This window comes from Paenibacillus sp. FSL R5-0766 (assembly GCF_037971845.1).
Lineage (GTDB): Bacteria > Bacillota > Bacilli > Paenibacillales > Paenibacillaceae > Paenibacillus.
Genome location: NZ_CP150227.1, coordinates 2446098 through 2463066, shown reverse-complemented (window position 1 = coordinate 2463066; position 16969 = coordinate 2446098). Strand labels below are relative to the sequence as shown.

The 16969-nt window shown below is 44.8% G+C and carries 15 protein-coding genes; all 15 read right to left on the bottom strand.

Annotation, left to right across the window (positions count from 1 at the left end):
* Window positions 1–12 precede the first annotated feature (12 nt).
* A complete protein-coding gene (locus tag MKY66_RS11130) occupies window positions 13–1401 on the bottom strand; it encodes a flagellar hook-length control protein FliK (protein WP_076208899.1) in 1389 nt (462 codons plus the stop codon).
* 39 nt (window positions 1402–1440) lie between these two features.
* Window positions 1441–2382 carry a DUF4088 family protein gene (locus MKY66_RS11125; RefSeq protein ID WP_076208900.1) on the bottom strand — a complete coding sequence of 314 codons (942 nt, stop codon included), beginning with the start codon at window positions 2380–2382 and terminating at the stop codon, window positions 1441–1443.
* 43 nt (window positions 2383–2425) lie between these two features.
* The gene (fliJ, locus tag MKY66_RS11120) at window positions 2426–2878 is read right to left on the bottom strand and encodes a flagellar export protein FliJ (protein ID WP_076208901.1); all 453 of its coding nucleotides are present in this window, start codon (window positions 2876–2878) and stop codon (window positions 2426–2428) included.
* 11 nt (window positions 2879–2889) lie between these two features.
* Window positions 2890–4209, bottom strand: coding sequence for a flagellar protein export ATPase FliI (gene fliI / locus MKY66_RS11115; RefSeq protein ID WP_036609365.1), 1320 nt, complete (start codon window positions 4207–4209; stop codon window positions 2890–2892).
* Window positions 4196–5059 (bottom strand): FliH/SctL family protein, encoded by an 864-nt coding sequence (locus MKY66_RS11110; RefSeq protein WP_076208902.1) that lies wholly within the window; start codon window positions 5057–5059, stop codon window positions 4196–4198. The genes fliI and MKY66_RS11110 overlap by 14 nt, the downstream gene beginning before the upstream one ends.
* The gene (gene fliG, locus MKY66_RS11105) at window positions 5052–6068 is read right to left on the bottom strand and encodes a flagellar motor switch protein FliG (RefSeq protein WP_047842476.1); all 1017 of its coding nucleotides are present in this window, start codon (window positions 6066–6068) and stop codon (window positions 5052–5054) included. The genes MKY66_RS11110 and fliG overlap by 8 nt, the downstream gene beginning before the upstream one ends.
* 11 nt (window positions 6069–6079) lie before the next feature.
* Window positions 6080–7663 (bottom strand): flagellar basal-body MS-ring/collar protein FliF, encoded by a 1584-nt coding sequence (gene fliF / locus MKY66_RS11100; protein WP_076208903.1) that lies wholly within the window; start codon window positions 7661–7663, stop codon window positions 6080–6082.
* A gap of 137 nt (window positions 7664–7800) precedes the next feature.
* A complete protein-coding gene (gene fliE / locus MKY66_RS11095) occupies window positions 7801–8112 on the bottom strand; it encodes a flagellar hook-basal body complex protein FliE (protein WP_076208904.1) in 312 nt (103 codons plus the stop codon).
* 58 nt (window positions 8113–8170) lie between these two features.
* Window positions 8171–8620: a flagellar basal body rod protein FlgC gene (gene flgC, locus MKY66_RS11090; protein WP_017689191.1), complete on the bottom strand. Its 450-nt coding sequence runs from the start codon at window positions 8618–8620 to the stop codon at window positions 8171–8173.
* A 6-nt stretch (window positions 8621–8626) separates the two neighbouring features.
* A complete protein-coding gene (gene flgB, locus MKY66_RS11085) occupies window positions 8627–9034 on the bottom strand; it encodes a flagellar basal body rod protein FlgB (protein WP_076208905.1) in 408 nt (135 codons plus the stop codon).
* Between the two features lie 981 nt (window positions 9035–10015).
* Complete coding sequence (hslU, locus tag MKY66_RS11080) at window positions 10016–11416, bottom strand: ATP-dependent protease ATPase subunit HslU (protein ID WP_076208906.1); 1401 nt, start codon at window positions 11414–11416, stop codon at window positions 10016–10018.
* Between the two features lie 116 nt (window positions 11417–11532).
* A complete protein-coding gene (gene hslV, locus MKY66_RS11075) occupies window positions 11533–12075 on the bottom strand; it encodes an ATP-dependent protease subunit HslV (RefSeq protein WP_076208907.1) in 543 nt (180 codons plus the stop codon).
* A gap of 26 nt (window positions 12076–12101) precedes the next feature.
* Complete coding sequence (gene trmFO, locus MKY66_RS11070) at window positions 12102–13439, bottom strand: FADH(2)-oxidizing methylenetetrahydrofolate--tRNA-(uracil(54)-C(5))-methyltransferase TrmFO (RefSeq protein ID WP_076208908.1); 1338 nt, start codon at window positions 13437–13439, stop codon at window positions 12102–12104.
* Window positions 13440–13501: 62 nt separating this feature from the next.
* Complete coding sequence (topA, locus tag MKY66_RS11065; RefSeq protein ID WP_076208909.1) at window positions 13502–15601, bottom strand: type I DNA topoisomerase; 2100 nt, start codon at window positions 15599–15601, stop codon at window positions 13502–13504.
* A 105-nt stretch (window positions 15602–15706) separates the two neighbouring features.
* Entirely contained in the window at window positions 15707–16837 is a 1131-nt protein-coding gene (dprA, locus tag MKY66_RS11060; protein WP_076208910.1) for a DNA-processing protein DprA, read from the bottom strand.
* Window positions 16838–16969: the final 132 nt, after the last annotated feature.

Here is a 16969-nt window from a genome sequence, read left to right as displayed (position 1 = left end):
CCTCATTTCTGTTTAAGCCTTAGCACTAAACGTATCTCTCTGTAATTCGTTTCCTTCGACTTGCTCGCTACGCCAGTTACGCAATTCTTCTTGAATCCCTGCTGTAGCTATAGCATCATCCGATTGTTCTTCACGCTCACGCGAACGGCGTTGTTGCTGAGAGTTACTTCCCGGCTGACGGCCTCCGTCCTGATACATCTGTGATCCGATTGAACTGTTCTGTGTAACCTCAAGTCGTTCCACTTGAATTCCCTGGGCTTGAAGTGAAGAACGCAGCTGCGTCATTTGTTGTTCAAGCATGTCTTTAGCCATCGTGTGCTCAGTCATAAACCGTGCAACCAACTGCCCGTTCTGCAAGGTAATTTGAACATCCAACTTCCCTAGATGCTCAGGCCGAAGTGAGATAGTCGCCTCGGAAAATCCTTTTTGCTGGACAATATCCAGCTTGTTAACAACAAACTGTGTCATTTCTTTGGCAAACTGTGATGTTTGCATTACTGGTTCAGCCGGTTTTCCTGCTGTTGTACCTGATGAACGCAAGGACAGCTCTCCTGCAGTAATGATGGTTGAGTGTTCCACTTCTCCACCTGCATTTGAAGCAGATGTGGTAACAGCCTCATCTTTCACCTGGGTTCCAGAATTCGCCACTGCCGCAACAAGAACTTGTGGTACAACAGAATCCTGTTTGGATGATTGAAGCGAAGTATTTGGAGCGACTTGTGCAGACTGATCCTTAACTGCAGTCAATGTATCCAGTATGGATTTCAGTTCAGTCCATCCTTTGTTACTCGCGGTATCCACTCCAGCCTCTTGAAGCTGACTCTGCAGAGATTGTAACAAATGTTTGAATTCAGGAGCGTTCTTTGCAACGTTACTCTCTGGATCATTCATTCCAGCCACTAATTGTGTAAGCACATCTTGCAGAACAAAACGTACTGCTGCCGGATGCTGCGACAGTTCAATTGCGGGTACTGTATTTACGCTTTCCGCTCCGTTCGAAGACTCGTCGGAACCTTCTGTGTTAGTACCTGAAGGATTACTTAATTGTGTATACAGCTGTTGAATCAGAGTTTGCAAACCTGCAAGTAGAGCTGGGTCATTTTCCAAAGCTTCGTCAAGTGAATCCAAGTCCGTGAACAACGAATTCAGTATAGCTGTGATTGATGCCGCTTCTCCTTCTTCACTTGTAGCAAAGGAAAACACCAACGGATTGGCAGTTAAGCTTCCAGTAGCGCTTGAACTATCACCTTCTGTATTTCCTCCAGATAACGATTGTGCAAGAGTTTGGAGAAATTCACCGCTGGCACCTGCAGCTGAACCTTTAGATTGTGCTCCGGTTGTCTGACCTGCTCCTGTTGCTTTTGCAGTTGCTGTGGATGCCATTTGATATACAATCGACATTTATTTTCACCTCCTCTCGGTTATACAGTGTAATCAGCTTTACTTGTTGCCCATTAATTTGTTCAAAATTTTTGCAGTTTCAACCGAGTCCTCTGAAGACATGTTCTCAAGCAATTGAGAGCGTGTTGCATCATCTACTGAGTTCAGAATGGTCAATGTTTTGTCAGGACTTAACTTGTATGTTTCCAATAATAACTTGGCACCACTTGAAGCAGACATCGAAGCAAATGTTTGACTAAGCTGGTTTTTATCCAGGTTTTTGCTTGTGGTTGTGGATGCAGTTGAAGTTGCTGCGGTTTCTTTCTTCAATCTGGATTGCAGCGCATCCAGTGCCAGATCCCCGGACGGTTTGGCATCCTTCATCATCATGGTGACATCGGCTGCTGTTTTCGGGTCCATCTTTTCAAGCACCTTGGTCCGAGCAGATGACTGCATGGCATTCAACAACAATACCATTTCCTCATTCGTCATATTTTGCAAAATCGGTGCAGCTTTGCTTGGACTCATGTCCGCATACATTTTAGCCAAATCTTTGATTTGCTTTTGATAATCGGATTCTGTTTCCGGCGTTGCTGCTGTAGCCGTTTCAGCGGCTTTCTCCGCATCATCCAACTTCTTCTGAAGATCTGTTGCTTTCTTCGCTTCAGTTGTTGTCGCTTCCTGTGCTGCCTTAAGCTCTGTTTCTTTTGCCGTAACTTGGGACTTCAGCTTTTCGATTGTCGCTTCAGCACTTTCAACCTGCTGCTCACTTTTCTCCAGCTTCTCTTTCTCAGGGTCCAGCACAGGATCAGGTACCCATTCCTTAACTACCGGGATCTTGTTGGCGAATTCGAACAAATTATTACGAATATCTACATTAAAAAGCGTAAGCAATACGCCCAGCAATACTACGGTGAATACAATCGGGATGGAAATCATGAGAAATTTTTCCCAGCCGCCTCCCGATTCTTTTTCCATGTCACTATCGTCTTTAACAGCCATCGTTCATTCCTCCTTCACGAGACAACTTCGCGTCCGGCTCACATCAATTCGCGCGTCCGGCTTTGGCAGCGAAGCGTACAGTAGCCATCTCGTCCAGATCGTTCTGTTCCCGGAGGAGCATATCCTGCTGAAATTTGATCTTGGCCTTGTCTCTCGCTCCAAGCCATACTTTTTCATCAACCATCTTACCGTTCAGAAACGTCTGATTCCGCTGCACATTGACCTGAGCATGTTTAACATCATTGTTTTTACGTGAAATGCACTCGTCAAGATGATGTACATATCGCTGCATCTCCTGCAGACTGTTTACAGACGCTGTATTTTCCGTAGCAGATTGGATAATCCCGACCAGATTATTTCTATCGTTCAGAAGTTGTATCAGATGTTCTTCCTCCGTCTGAAGTTTACCGATCGCTGTGGATAACATCCACTCTGCCTGTGTTTTTTCATTACTCTTCAGGTCAACAACTTTCTGGAAATGATATCGAAATTTCATCGCTTAACCATTCATCTCCTTGCAAATTCAAGAATCAAACGTTCCTGCACTTCACTTAAGGTGACTTTCTCGTCGACTTTCTGCTTGGTAAAGTTCCATATACTATCAATCTGGTCTATGGATTCATCTATGGCTGCATTTGATCCCCGCTGGTAAGCTCCAATATTGATCAAATCCTCAGATTCTTTGTACACAGCCATCAAACGTTTCATATTATTAACGGCTTCCAACTGCTCTTCCGGAGCAATATCCTTCATAACACGACTTATGCTGGCTAACACATCGATCGCTGGAAAATGACCTTTGTTCGCAATGGATCGGTTTAACACAATGTGGCCATCCAATATACCCCTCACCGCATCGGCGATCGGTTCGTTCATGTCATCCCCATCAACCAGAACGGTGTAAAAGGCTGTAATCGAACCGGTAGGTCCTGTACCCGCTCGTTCAAGCAGTTTGGGCAAACTCGCAAAAACCGATGGCGTATATCCTCTCATTGCCGGAGGTTCACCTACGGCCAAACCGACTTCCCTTTGAGCCATCGCATATCGGGTAACCGAATCCATCATAAGCATCACGTTCATTCCACGATCTCGGAAATACTCTGCAATGGTGGTTGCAATAACTGCTCCCTTAATCCGAATCAGGGCAGGCTGATCTGATGTTGCAACAATGACTACGGAACGTTCCAATCCTTCCGGACCCAGATCCCGTTCAATAAAGTCACGTACCTCACGTCCACGCTCACCTACAAGCGCGATGACATTGACATCTGCTGCTGTATTACGAGCGATCATGCCCATCAAAGTACTCTTACCAACACCAGAACCGGCAAAAATACCTACACGCTGTCCCTTACCTACGGTCAGCAATCCGTCGATAGCTCTTACACCAACACCCATCGTTTCAAGTACACGTGGACGATCCATTGGATTAACCGGAGTATTGGAGGTAGAGTACATCGGCATTCTGGATGGGAGAAGGGAACCGTCTAGCGGCTGCCCAAGTCCGTCCAATACTTTACCGAGCAATTCAGAGCCTACCTGAACACCGAGTGGTTTACCCGTACCTACTACATCACAACCAGGGCCGATGGATTGAAGTTCACCCAGTGGCATAAGCAGCACTTTGTTATCTCGAAACCCAACAACTTCGGCTTGAAGAGGCTTGGCAGATTTACCAGGATAGATATAACATACGTCACCGATACTTGCATCTGGCCCTTCTGACTCCACCATAAGACCAATGACCTGAGTAACTTTGCCGTTAATACGAACAGGATCGAATTGGCGCAAATGTTCCATGTATCGCTGTGAACTAAGAACCTTCATGTTGAATTTTTCGCTCCTCATCCTCAAGTGCTATGCGGACCAGTTCTTTTTTAATCTCAGCAAGCTGTGTATCAATTCTCGCATCTACACTTCCGAACGAAGAACGAATGACACATCCCTTATCTTTGACCGTTGAATCAGGCAAAATCTGCAATTCTGCCTGAGAGTCAATAGACAGAGACAATTCTTCACGAGCTGCCTGTACAAATGTAAACTGATCAGGTGCCACACAGAGTGTGATCAAACCCTGTTCCCGTTTACGTGACAAACTCTGACGAATCAGTTCCAATGTATGATCGGGTTCAATGGTAAGTTGCTTATCAATGACTTTCTCAGCGATCCCGCAAGCGAGCTCCACGAGGAACGGTTCGGCTTCCTGAATGATCTGATCTTTAGCTACATAAGCTTCCTTGAGCACTTCCTGGGCTTCAATCATCATCTTTTCGATCTGCACCTGGAGATCCAGTTCAGCTTGTACTTTGCCTTCTTCAAAACCCTGTTGGAAACCTTGTGAACGTAGTGCTTCGGTCAGATGTTCATCCTGTTGTCGTTGTTCCTGCCACCAGCTGTCGATCTGTTCACGGGCTTCTTGAAGCATGCGCTCTGCCTCTTCTGAAGCTTCACGTACTTGCTTTTCTGCAAACTCCTTGGCATCTTCCAGCATCTCTGCGGTAAGACGTTGTGTTTCTTCGTCCACGCGTGCTTGAAGCGTTTCTGCTTCAGAACCTTCAGCACTATCACCGTATAATTCCGCTTCAGACTCCTCAGCACCACCATAATGATGATGATTTTCAAGTTTTTTGCGGTCATCAACGGGTACATACTGGAAAGACTTAATCAAATTAGACAATGATATCATCTCCTCCACCGCGTGCGATAATGATCTCACCGGCTTCTTCCAATCTGCGTATCGTTCCTACGATACGAGTCTGAGCTTCCTCAACATCACGCAATCGCACAGGTCCCATGAATTCCATCTCTTCTTTGAATGTCTCGGACATCCGTTTCGACATATTCCGGAACACGGCATCCCGAACTTCTTCGCTTGCCACCTTGAGTGCGAGTTGCAGATCTGCGTTGTCGATATCCCGAATAATGCGCTGGATCGAACGATCATCCACATTGACGATATCTTCGAATACAAACATGCGTTTTTTGATTTCCTCTGCAAGCTCTGGATCCTGAATCTCGAGCGAGTCCAAAATGGTACGCTCTGTCCCCCGATCGACTCCGTTCAAAATCTGAACGATCGATTCGATACCACCCGCATTCGTGTAATCCTGCGTTACGGTAGAAGATAGTTTCTGTTCCAGAACCCGCTCCACTTGAGAGATAACTTCTGGCGAAGTACTATCCATAACAGCCACTCGGCGAGCGACATCTGCCTGTTTCTCTTGTGGCAAGGATGATAGAATCGCTGCTGCCTGTTCGAATTGCAGGTAAGACAGAACCAGGGCAATCGTTTGCGGGCTTTCATTCTGAATAAAGTTCAAAATTTGATTCGGATCTGCTTTGCGCGCAAAGTCAAATGGTCTGACTTGCAGCGTAGCTGTCAAACGATTAATGACTTCAAGTGCTTTTGATGAACCCAGAGCTTTCTCCAGGATTTCTCTCGCATAGTTGATACCGCCCTGAGAGATATATTCCTGCGCGAGACAGATCTGGTGAAACTCGGCCATGATCATGTCCTTTTCGGAAGAATCAACCTTGCGAACGTTGGCAATCTCCAACGTAAGTTGCTCAATCTCCTCATCACGCAGATGTTTGAAGATCTGAGCCGATACTTCCGGACCTAATGTAATCAACAAAATTGCTGCTTTTTGTCTGCCAGTCAAACCTTGACTGCTTGCCTTTGCCAATGCGTTCACCTCTATTCGTCAGCCAGCCATGTACGCAGCAGATTGACGAATTCGTCTGGCTTTTTCTTGGCCAAACTCTCCAATTGTTTGCGCACCTGACTTTCGTTCGTTACACTGTCCAGCGTAATGGACGGGAACTCTGTTGCTATTGGAAGAGGAATCTCTTCTTCTTCGACTTCGTTTTGTTTGCGGCGACGGCGTACTAACAAAATAACTACCGCTGCGATCAATGCCGCTATGAGTGCGCCCCCACCCCACATCATCGTTGAGGAAAGCTGGAAACCTGTATTGTCTGCAGAGGCAGACTGGAATCCTTGTGACATGACTGAAACTTTCTTTGTCAGATCGGCGTCACTTATTACAGTGCCTGAGTCTGCCAGTGAAGCACGAACAATGTTAACCAAAATGTTCTCAATTGCATCCTGAACCGGTCCCTGTAATTCTGTTTCTCCATTCGGTGGTTCAACTGCAACGTTAATGGTTAAGTCTTTTACAGTATACGGACTGGAAATGATATCCTTGGCGATTCGATTAACATCGTAGTTTATAGTGCTTGATGATTCTTCGGAGGTAGAATTACCGGTTGCATCAGATGATGGGTAACCCGGAACTTCCTCTTGTCCTGTGCCAGCAACACCACCTGTTGGGTTGCTTGCACCAGTGTAGCTCTTTTGAATCTCCTGCACACTGATCTCGATGCCTTTCATATTATCTACATCAACAGGTGTGACCAGATTTTCCTTACGTGTTTCTTTGTCAAAATTAAGCTTGGAGGCTACCAAAACATTAACTTTGTCTTCGCCTACAATCTGGGAAAGGAATTGCTTTACATTATTACGGACATCGTTTTCAAACTTTTTCTGTAGTGCCATGTTCTCTTGAACTTCGGAAGACAACCCGCCACTGCCACCTCGGGCAGTTGGAATCAATTCTGCTTCATCTGTGTTCGTAATCGTGATGTTCTCAACAGGCAGATTAGGAATTGCAGTTTTAACCAAGTTAAAGTAGCCATCTACCGCTGCCTGATTTGGGTGATAACCCGGTTTGAATTGGAGAGCTACCGATGCTGATGCTTTGTCTTGTTCTTCTAAACCAGCAAAAATGTTATCTTTCGGCATATTAACGAGTACTTTAGCGTCCTGTATCCCTTGCATCCGCTGAAGTAACTGTTCAACTTCTCCGTTTATAGCGTTGTTGTACTTTACATCAAACTCTTTATCCGTCATCCCGATGGGGGATGATGACTCCTCGAATGACTTATACCCTAATGAACCATTCTGAATAATCCCTTGAGATCCAACATTCACCTTTGCGATTGCAACACTTGTACTCGGTACGGATATGGTCTTGCCATCTGAACTTAATTTGTATGGAATGCTAGATGAATCTAGATAACTGATCACGCCCGCTGAATCACTTGCATTCAAATCTGTAAAAGCAACTTCATATTCCGTCTTGGACAACTGCATCGTGAGCACAACTGCAGCCAAAATCAGAAACAGGAAGGTAGATATAAATAATACTTTTTGCTTTTTGCTAAAACTATTCCAATACTGGGATGCCTTATCCCTGTACTGGGCGATTCTCTCATTCACTCTGTCACCCCATCCGAAACTTTGCTTAGTCTGTCCTTACTCAACCCTAGCCGTTTCATAGGTTGACGATCAGGAGCAGCATCGCAGCTGCTTTGTTGTAATGATCAGCGCTATTATCGAAGCGCAAGTAGGTTATTTTATAACTGCGTTCGCATAATTTCCTGGTAAGCTTCGACCACTTTGTTTCGGACTTGAGTTGTGAGTTGTAGGCTTAACAAGGCCTGTTCTGAAGCAATCATCACTTGATCCACATTCGCTTTGCCGACCAAAAATTGATTCGACATTTCATGCGATTGAGCCTCCTGTGCTGCAACGGACCCTAATGCATTTTGTAAGTATGTACCGAAGCTCTGAATGGTTTCGGCTGGTGTAGAAGGCTTACTTTCGGTTACACTCTTCATCTGTAGCGGTTGTATCCCCTGTGTGCTAAACATGTTGTTCTGAATCATTAATGTCCCTCCCCTTCATCCCTGGTTTGTATTTTTCCTATTTTCATTTCAAAGCAACTTATCTTCCAATCTCCAAAGCTTTGGAGATCATCGCTTTGGTTGAATTCAGTGCTGTTACGTTTGCTTCATAGGAACGCGAAGCAGAGATCATGTCGACCATTTCTTTCGCAATATCCACATTAGGCATAAATACATATCCTTCTGCATTGGCATCCGGATGAGAAGGGTCATACACAGGCTTCAAAGGTGACTGATCCTCGCGAATCTCCGTTACTCTTACGCCATCTCCTGAACCGCTACCTCTCATCTGATTTTGCAGCATCGTACCAAATGACGTTTTATTCGGCTCAAGCACAACCATTTTACGTTTGTAAGGGACCGCTTCACCATTGGATACGCTCGCGCGCGTCGTCTCTGCGTTGGCAATGTTGGAAGATATAACGTCCATCCGCAACCGTTGGGCTGTCAGAGCTGAGCTACTGATACTAAAACTATTACTAATGTTCAATTTAGGTTATCTCCCTTCCACGCCAACACGCATGATTTTAATTTGTTCGTTCACTTGCTGAATATAAGCGTTATAACGCAACTGATTCTCCGCCAGAAGACTCATTTCTCTGTCTATATCGACATTGTTTTCGTTGTTATTCATGGAGGTTGACTGGTCCATATTAACTACTGGCGTTGGTACGGAAGAGGAAGGACCTATGACAAAATGCCTTGCATCAGTTACTTTACCCTTAAGAACAGGCATATCTCCATTCATTTGCCCTTGCAACATTTCTTCAAAAGAAACGTTCGAGCGCTTGAAATACGGGGTATCGGCGTTCGCGATGTTGTCAGCAATCGTTCGTTGTCTGATATTGGACGCATCGAGTGCACCTTGCAATCTTTTAAAACTGATATCGTTTAAAAGATTCACAATCCCCCTCCTCTCTTTAGAAGTAATGGAAAAAGATTGAATCTTTTCCCTTGAAAATTCTTATGTTTTTTTCGACAAAAACATTCGTCTTTACACGGTTTTCTAGGACTTAAGTAGAATTAACTCTGATGTTGTCGTATAACATAAGTTTCTTCGAGTTTGGGATTTATTACAATAAGAAAAAAGCCCTATCTTTTCTGAAAGACAGGGCTTTTTGTGTATTTTCTGCAAATTATGAATTTTTTCGTAAATGTTCGGGCCCAAAACAAAAGTATGTTAATACTCTCCCTTATTGTTCTTAAACATTCTTAAAATAAAAAAGAACTTTCGAGTCTCAACATGAGCTTATAACGCCCGTAATTATGTATATTCCCGAATATTTCATAGTTGATAATGTTAGAAATTTTTGCCGTCATACTAAGGGTTTACGGACAGTATGATAGGTATACATACAAAGCTGTATATTAATCAATTGACAAGTTATCATTCAAGAATGAAGAAAACTCGTCCTTCCTACACAACACTTTCTTAACAATTAAGTGGAGTCTATATATTTTAATTTTAAGAAAACAATTAGTGACTTCACACTTTTCTACAATTCATCATTTTGCGCATTTACGCAACATTTACCAATCTGTCAACTAAACCGATGCCCAGACTTGGAATAAGAAACATTCTTTTAATGGGAATTACTGGATATAAAAATTATAAATAACTACCACTCCGATAGGTTTTAACACGCTTTGCATGCGGCACAAGTCCTAGGTTTTGTCGATCCAGACAACAACCACACATCTTTTATCGGCTATCTCATCGAAATCCTTTAGATAGAAACAAAAATAAACGATATGCGTCAAGCAAGAGGGCCTTTATGAATCGCTAAAGGATTGCTACCCTTTGTCGATCTCGCAAATGCTCTCTACTCTCGTGCATACCGTTCATTTATAACATCATTTTAACAACTACATTGCTAGTTCCATGTTACAGGATATACTGACTCAAATCACGATCAAGCGCAATATCATTTAATTTCTCCCGGACATACTCCGGCGTGATCACCATACGTTCAAGTGTAAGCTCAGGTGCCTCAAAAGATAAATCCTCCAAAAGCTTTTCAAGAATTGTATGCAATCGACGAGCACCTATATTTTCTGTATTTTGATTGACGGATTCAGCCAATTTGGCAATCTCGCGAATAGCCTCATCCGAGAACTCAATCTCAATATTCTCGGTGCGCAACAGATCCACATACTGTTTGGTCAGTGCATTTTGGGGTTCAGTCAGAATGGATACAAACTCCTCCAATGTTAGACTGCTTAGCTCCACACGAATTGGGAAGCGTCCCTGAAGCTCGGGAATCAGATCAGAGGGTTTAGCGACATGGAATGCGCCAGCTGCCATAAACAGAATATAATCCGTTTTGACAGGGCCATATTTCGTCATTACTGTAGAGCCCTCTACGATAGGCAGAATGTCACGTTGCACACCCTCACGGGATACATCGGGTCCACTACCGCGTCCTTGACTGGCAACCTTGTCGATTTCATCGATGAAAATGATACCTGTCTGCTCCGCCCGGCGAATGGACTCCTGGGTAACATCATCCATGTCGATCAATTTCCCTGCTTCTTCCTGAATCAACACTTTACGCGCTTCTTTAATAGCGAGTTTACGTTTTTTTGTACGACGAGGCAACAAGCTACCAAACATCTCCTGCATGTTCATGCCCATCTGATCATTACCTTGACCAGCAAACATGTCCATCATGTTAGGCGCAGTGTCTTCGACATCAATTTCAATGATGTCATCCTCCAACTTGCCAGATAACAGATCAAACTTGATCTTACGGCGGCGTTCGGCAACCCCGGTATCCGGTTCTGGCTCATCCTGTTCCTGAACGTTGTTGCCATTATTACCAAAGATCATCTCAAAGGGATTACGCTGATTCTTGGACTTAGACTGTGAAGGAGCCAAAATATGTACAATTCGCTCATTGGCCGCTTCTTCAGCTTTGTCCTTCACTTTTTCAGTCCGCTCCAGCTTCACCATCCGCAGTGATGTCTCAATCAGATCACGCACCATCGATTCAACGTCACGGCCAACGTAACCTACTTCAGTGAACTTGGTAGCTTCCACTTTCACAAATGGCGCACCTACCAGTTTAGCAAGGCGACGGGCGATCTCCGTTTTACCCACACCGGTAGGTCCAATCATCAAGATATTTTTAGGCACAATGTCGTCCTGGGTGTGCTCAGGCAAAAGACTACGACGATAACGATTACGAAGGGCTACGGCTACCGATTTTTTAGCTTTCTTTTGACCTACAATATACTTGTCAAGCTCTGCAACAATCTGTCTCGGTGTTAACGCTTGAGTATTCATATTGCTTCCCTCCTACCAGTATGTTGAATTTATTTTACCTAACAAGGACAAAGAATCCCCTAGACGTCCTGGAGCAGATTACAGAATCATGCTCCACTACGGGAGATTTCTTTGGCTTATAACTCTTCTACAATAATATTACTGTTGGTATATACACATAGCTCTGAGGCAATCTGAAGCGATTCACGCGCAATATCTTTTGCTTCCAGGTTTACTGCATGACGTTTCAACGCACGCGCAGCAGATAAGGCAAAGTTTCCACCTGATCCGATAGCGATCACGTCATCATCCGGTTCAATAATCTCCCCGCCGCCTGAAATGAGCAACATACCTGATTTGTCCATCACAATCAAGAGTGCCTCAAGCTTACGCAAGATCCGATCCTGACGCCAATCCTTGGCAAGCTCTACAGCAGCACGCTGCAAGTTACCATGGTGCTCCTCCAGCTTACCTTCGAATTTCTCAAACAGGGTAATCGCATCCGCCACAGAACCAGCAAAGCCAGCAACAACCTGGCCGCGGTACAAACGTCTTACCTTCTTGGCTGTATTCTTCATCACAACACTTTGGCCCATGGTCACCTGACCATCTCCTGCGATTGCAGCCTTACCATTATGACGAACAGCACAGATCGTTGTAGCATGAAATGACATATCCATGATATCAGCATCCTCCCACGAATAATTTATACGCGTTCCGGAACAGTTAGACCTTCTGCCTCAGCAAAACTCGTGATGCCATCCAGTGCACGCTGTGCAAGAGCTTCATTTTTTTCCTTTTTGTTACGAATCTTCGTTTCAAGCTTGGGCAACAAACCAAAGTTTGCGTTCATTGGTTGGAAGTGCTTGAAGTCAGCAGTTGTAATATACTGAGCCATACTGCCAAGTGTTGTTTCTACCGGCAATACCACCAGTTCCTGCCCAAGTGCTGCTTTGGCTGCGTTCATGCCGGCAATCAGCCCTGATGCAGCAGATTCCACATATCCTTCTACACCCGTCATCTGACCTGCAAAGAACAGGTTTGGACGCTCTTTAAACTGATACGTCGGAAGAAGCAGTTTAGGAGAATTAATAAATGTATTACGGTGCATTACGCCATAACGAACGAACTCTGCATTTTCAAGTCCAGGAATAAGGGAAAAGACTCGTTTCTGTTCTCCCCATTTCAGATGCGTTTGGAAGCCAACCAAGTTATACAGGGTTCCAGCTGCATTATCCTGTCTAAGCTGAACAACCGCATGTGGCAACTCTCCTGTATGAGGGTTAACCAGACCTACCGGTTTCATTGGACCAAACAGAGCCGTCTGTTTTCCGCGTTTCATCATCACTTCGATTGGCATACAGCCTTCAAAGTAGATTTCTTTCTCAAACTCTTTCAATTGAGCGACTTCAGCAGTAATGAGAGCTTCATAGAAGACATCAAACTCTTCTTCTGTCATCGGACAGTTCAGATATGCCGCCTCACCCTTATCATAACGGGAAGCCAGATACACCTTGTTCATATCAATTGAATCTTTTTCGATGATCGGTGCAGCTGCATCATAGAAGTAGAAATATTCTTCACCCATTAGTGCCTTGATCTGCTCAGACAATGCCGGTGAAGTCAACGGACCCGTTGCCACAACAACGATGCCATCTTCCGGCAGGGAAGTGAGTTCTTCATTCACTACTTCGATGAGTGGATGCTGGTGCAACGTGGATGTAATCTCACCTGAAAATCCATCCCGGTCCACAGCAAGTGCCCCACCTGCAGGAACTGCATGTTTGTCTGCTGCTGACAATACAAGAGAATTGAGCATTCTCATTTCTTCTTTTAACACACCCACTGCATTGGTCAATCCATTCGCACGCAGCGAGTTGCTACATACCAGTTCTGCAAATTTATCCGTATGATGAGCTGGCGTTTTCACAACAGGTCTCATCTCGTATAATTTTACGCGTACGCCGCGACTTGCAATCTGCCAGGCCGCTTCTGTTCCTGCCAGCCCGGCACCAATAACGGTTACTTGTTGTTCATTTGTCAAAATCATTTACCCCCATAAAGCAATTTCATATTTCACTATAATTGAATTGATTCACATATATACTAATCTGCTGATTCGTCATCCGGTTCATCCACTGGCTCCTGATGATCACATGAAGTACACTGCAGTCGTGCTCCCTTTTTGTTCCGCTTCTCAATCATTAGCGATCCGCAACTTGGACATGGTTTGGCTGAAGGTCTGTCCCATGAGACAAAATCACATTCAGGATATTTGTCACAACCGTAGAAAATACGTCCTTTTTTGCTACGACGCTCAACAACATGACCTTCCTTACACTTCGGACAAGTCACGCCGATATCCTTGATAATCGGTTTGGTATTCCGGCAATCAGGGAAGCCAGAGCACGCAAGAAACTTGCCAAAACGTCCGAGTTTATAAACCAGCGGTTTGCCGCACTTCTCACAGATCTCATCCGATACTTCGTCTTCAATCTCGATTTCTTTCATTTCTTCTTCCGCAAACTCAAGGCGTTTCTCAAAAGATTCATAGAATTCTGCGAGTACTTTGACCCAATCCTCGGAACCTTCCTCCACATGGTCAAGATCGCCTTCCATGTTTGCGGTAAACTCTACATTCAGGATTTCCGGGAAAAACTCTTCCATCTGTTCGATGACCAGTTCACCAAGCTCGGTTGGCATGAATTTCTTTTCCTCTATCGCAACATATCCGCGCTTCTGAATGGTCTCCAGTGTTGGCGCATATGTACTCGGACGCCCTATACCCAATTCCTCAAGCGTCTTAACCAACCTTGCCTCCGTATATCGGGGTGGCGGTTGTGTAAAATGCTGTTTTGGCTCAATCTCCTGCTTATCAAGCACATCTCCACTTTTCAACGGAGGCAGCAGACGATCTTCATCGGTTGTACCATCGTCGTTTCCTTCAACATATACCTTCATGAAACCTTGGAACCGCACCTTCGAACCTGCTGCACGGAAAATGGTGTCACCCGCAGCAATATCTACAGAGAGTGTATCCAGGATAGCCGAAGACATCTGGCTCGCTACAAAACGTTCCCATACCAGTTTATACAACCGGAACTGATCGCGACTCATGAATGACTTGATTGAGTCAGGGTCACGCAGAATTGAAGTTGGACGAATTGCTTCATGCGCATCCTGAGCATTAGTTGCTTTTTTGGAATAGTTTCGTGGAGTCTCAGGTGCAAATGGCTCACCATACTTACCAACGATATATTCTTTGGCTTCTTCTTGTGCAGATGCTGCAATTCGTGTGGAGTCCGTACGCATATACGTGATGAGACCTACTGTGCCTTCTTTTCCAAGGTCTACACCTTCATATAGTTGTTGGGCGACCGACATCGTCTTGGAAGCTCTGAAATTCAATTTACGCGCTGCTTCCTGTTGCAAAGAACTCGTCGTAAACGGGGCGGAAGGGTTACGGCTCCGTTCTTTCTCTTTAACTTCCTTGATCGTAAAGTCGGCTCCTTCGATCTGTTTCAAGATCGCTTGCACTTCCGCTTCACTGCCCAGCTCTGTTTTGGCCCCGTTCAGTTTATGAAACTTGGCTTCAAACGGATTGCCGTCTGCTGTCAGTTTGGCGGTAATGCTCCAGTATTCTTCCGGCTCAAAATCATCAATTTCATTTTCACGATCTAAAATGATTTTAACAGCCACGGACTGAACCCGGCCTGCAGACAAACCTTTTTTCACTTTCTTCCATAATAACGGACTAATTTTATATCCAACGAGTCGATCCAAAATACGTCTTGCCTGCTGCGCGTTAACCAAATCCATATTGATTTTCCGCGGCGTTTTGAACGCATCTTTGACCGCCTGTTTTGTAATTTCATTAAATACAACCCGGCAATCTGCCGTATCGTCCAGTTCAAGGGCATGGGCCAAATGCCATGCGATAGCCTCACCTTCGCGATCCGGGTCAGCTGCGAGATACACTTTTTTCACTTTCTTCCGTGCATCCTTCAGTTCTTTCAAAATTGAACCTTTGCCGCGGATCGTAATATATTTCGGATTAAAATCATTCTCTACCTCAACGCCGATCTGACTCTTTGGCAAATCGCGAACATGCCCCATCGAAGCTTTTACGATGAACTTGCTGCCTAAATATTTGCCTATCGTCTTCGCCTTTGAGGGCGACTCCACGATTACGAGTGCATCCGCCATAGGTCCATCCTCCTCTCAGTCATGAAACTGTTTCTGTAAGCTTATGCATAGTTAATAACTTCTGCTAATTATATATTTCCACGCACCACGTAGGTTGTAGCTTCGTCATACCCTCGCGTATTTAGTGCCTGGTAATTGGCTAATCTGCTTTTTTATGATTAAAGATAACAGAACTGAATGCAAATGTCCAAAATCCCAACCAAGCAGCTCAACCAGTTGATCCAATGATTGTTCTCCCTGTTCCAACAGATAAATCACGCGTTGTTCATCTGGAGAGAGCTTAACCTCAGCGAATATCCCTCGCCAGGAAGGCTCGGTTGTTTCGGTCGAACGTCCTCTATTGTAAGGAAGTTGTTCTGTATTTGGCAAGCCCAATCGATACTCTTCCAATACATCTGCTGCACAAGTGACCAATTTGGCCCCCTGACGGATAAGATTGTGTGCTCCTCGACTTTTCGGCGATGTAATAGGTCCAGGGACTGCAAATACATCCCTGCCTGCTTCAAGTGCAGCATCTGCTGTAATGAGTGAACCACTGCGAATGTCAGCCTCAACAACCACTGTTCCCAGTGTCAGACCGGCAATGATTCGATTCCGTTCCGGAAATAATCCCTGGCGCGCTCTTGTACCTGGTGGATATTCCGACAAAAGCAGCCCAGTCTCCGCGATTCGCTCAGCGAGGCTTGTATTTTCGGGTGGGTATATATGATCAATCCCTGTTCCGAATACGGCAATCGTTTTTCCTTTAGCACGCAGTACTGCCTCATGACATACGCTATCAATACCGCGGGCAAGCCCGCTTACAATCGTCAGTCCTGCATTGCATAATTGCTCTGCCAGCTTTTCTCCAACTTTGCGCCCATACACGGTTGGCATACGAGTTCCCACCATGGCAATAGACGAATTGTGTAGCAAACTAACATCCCCTCGAGCATACATTACCCAGGGAGGCTGAACGGTTTCCTTCATTAATATGGGATAATTCTGATCCAGATAAGTAATAACCTCTATCCCCTGATTGTAAACGTGTTCTCTTTTACTCTCAATCCAGTCGATAGTAAATTGGCTAGCCAAACGGGCAGCCTGATCTTTGCGCAAGCCTGCTGCGACCCAGTCGCTTTCCCCATAATTCAATAGATCGGGTAATTCATGTTGTCCCAGAATCAGTTTCGAGATTGTTTTTTTACCAATGCCCTCCATCTCATGTAACCCAAACAAGATCCATCTTTCTTCCATACCATAAACCTCCCAAAGTGGGAAGAGATCTTCCCTCATATTGTGTGTTAAGTGACCACGGAATGCAAGCGTTTACGCAGGTGGGAGACAAATCCTCCCCTTTTTGCCGTAAAAAAACGCAAAAAAGCAACC

What these genes read in the sequence shown, in the direction of transcription:
- MKY66_RS11130 (WP_076208899.1), bottom strand. Translation starts at nt 1,401, where the DNA reads ATGTCGATTGTATATCAAATGGCATCCACAGCAACTGCAAAAGCAACA.
- topA (WP_076208909.1), bottom strand. Translation starts at nt 15,601, where the DNA reads ATGGCGGATGCACTCGTAATCGTGGAGTCGCCCTCAAAGGCGAAGACG.
- dprA (WP_076208910.1), bottom strand. Translation starts at nt 16,837, where the DNA reads ATGGAAGAAAGATGGATCTTGTTTGGGTTACATGAGATGGAGGGCATT.
- fliI (WP_036609365.1), bottom strand. Translation starts at nt 4,209, where the DNA reads ATGAAGGTTCTTAGTTCACAGCGATACATGGAACATTTGCGCCAATTC.
- hslV (WP_076208907.1), bottom strand. Translation starts at nt 12,075, where the DNA reads ATGGATATGTCATTTCATGCTACAACGATCTGTGCTGTTCGTCATAAT.
- MKY66_RS11125 (WP_076208900.1), bottom strand. Translation starts at nt 2,382, where the DNA reads ATGGCTGTTAAAGACGATAGTGACATGGAAAAAGAATCGGGAGGCGGC.
- fliJ (WP_076208901.1), bottom strand. Translation starts at nt 2,878, where the DNA reads ATGAAATTTCGATATCATTTCCAGAAAGTTGTTGACCTGAAGAGTAAT.
- fliE (WP_076208904.1), bottom strand. Translation starts at nt 8,112, where the DNA reads ATGATTCAGAACAACATGTTTAGCACACAGGGGATACAACCGCTACAG.
- hslU (WP_076208906.1), bottom strand. Translation starts at nt 11,416, where the DNA reads ATGAATACTCAAGCGTTAACACCGAGACAGATTGTTGCAGAGCTTGAC.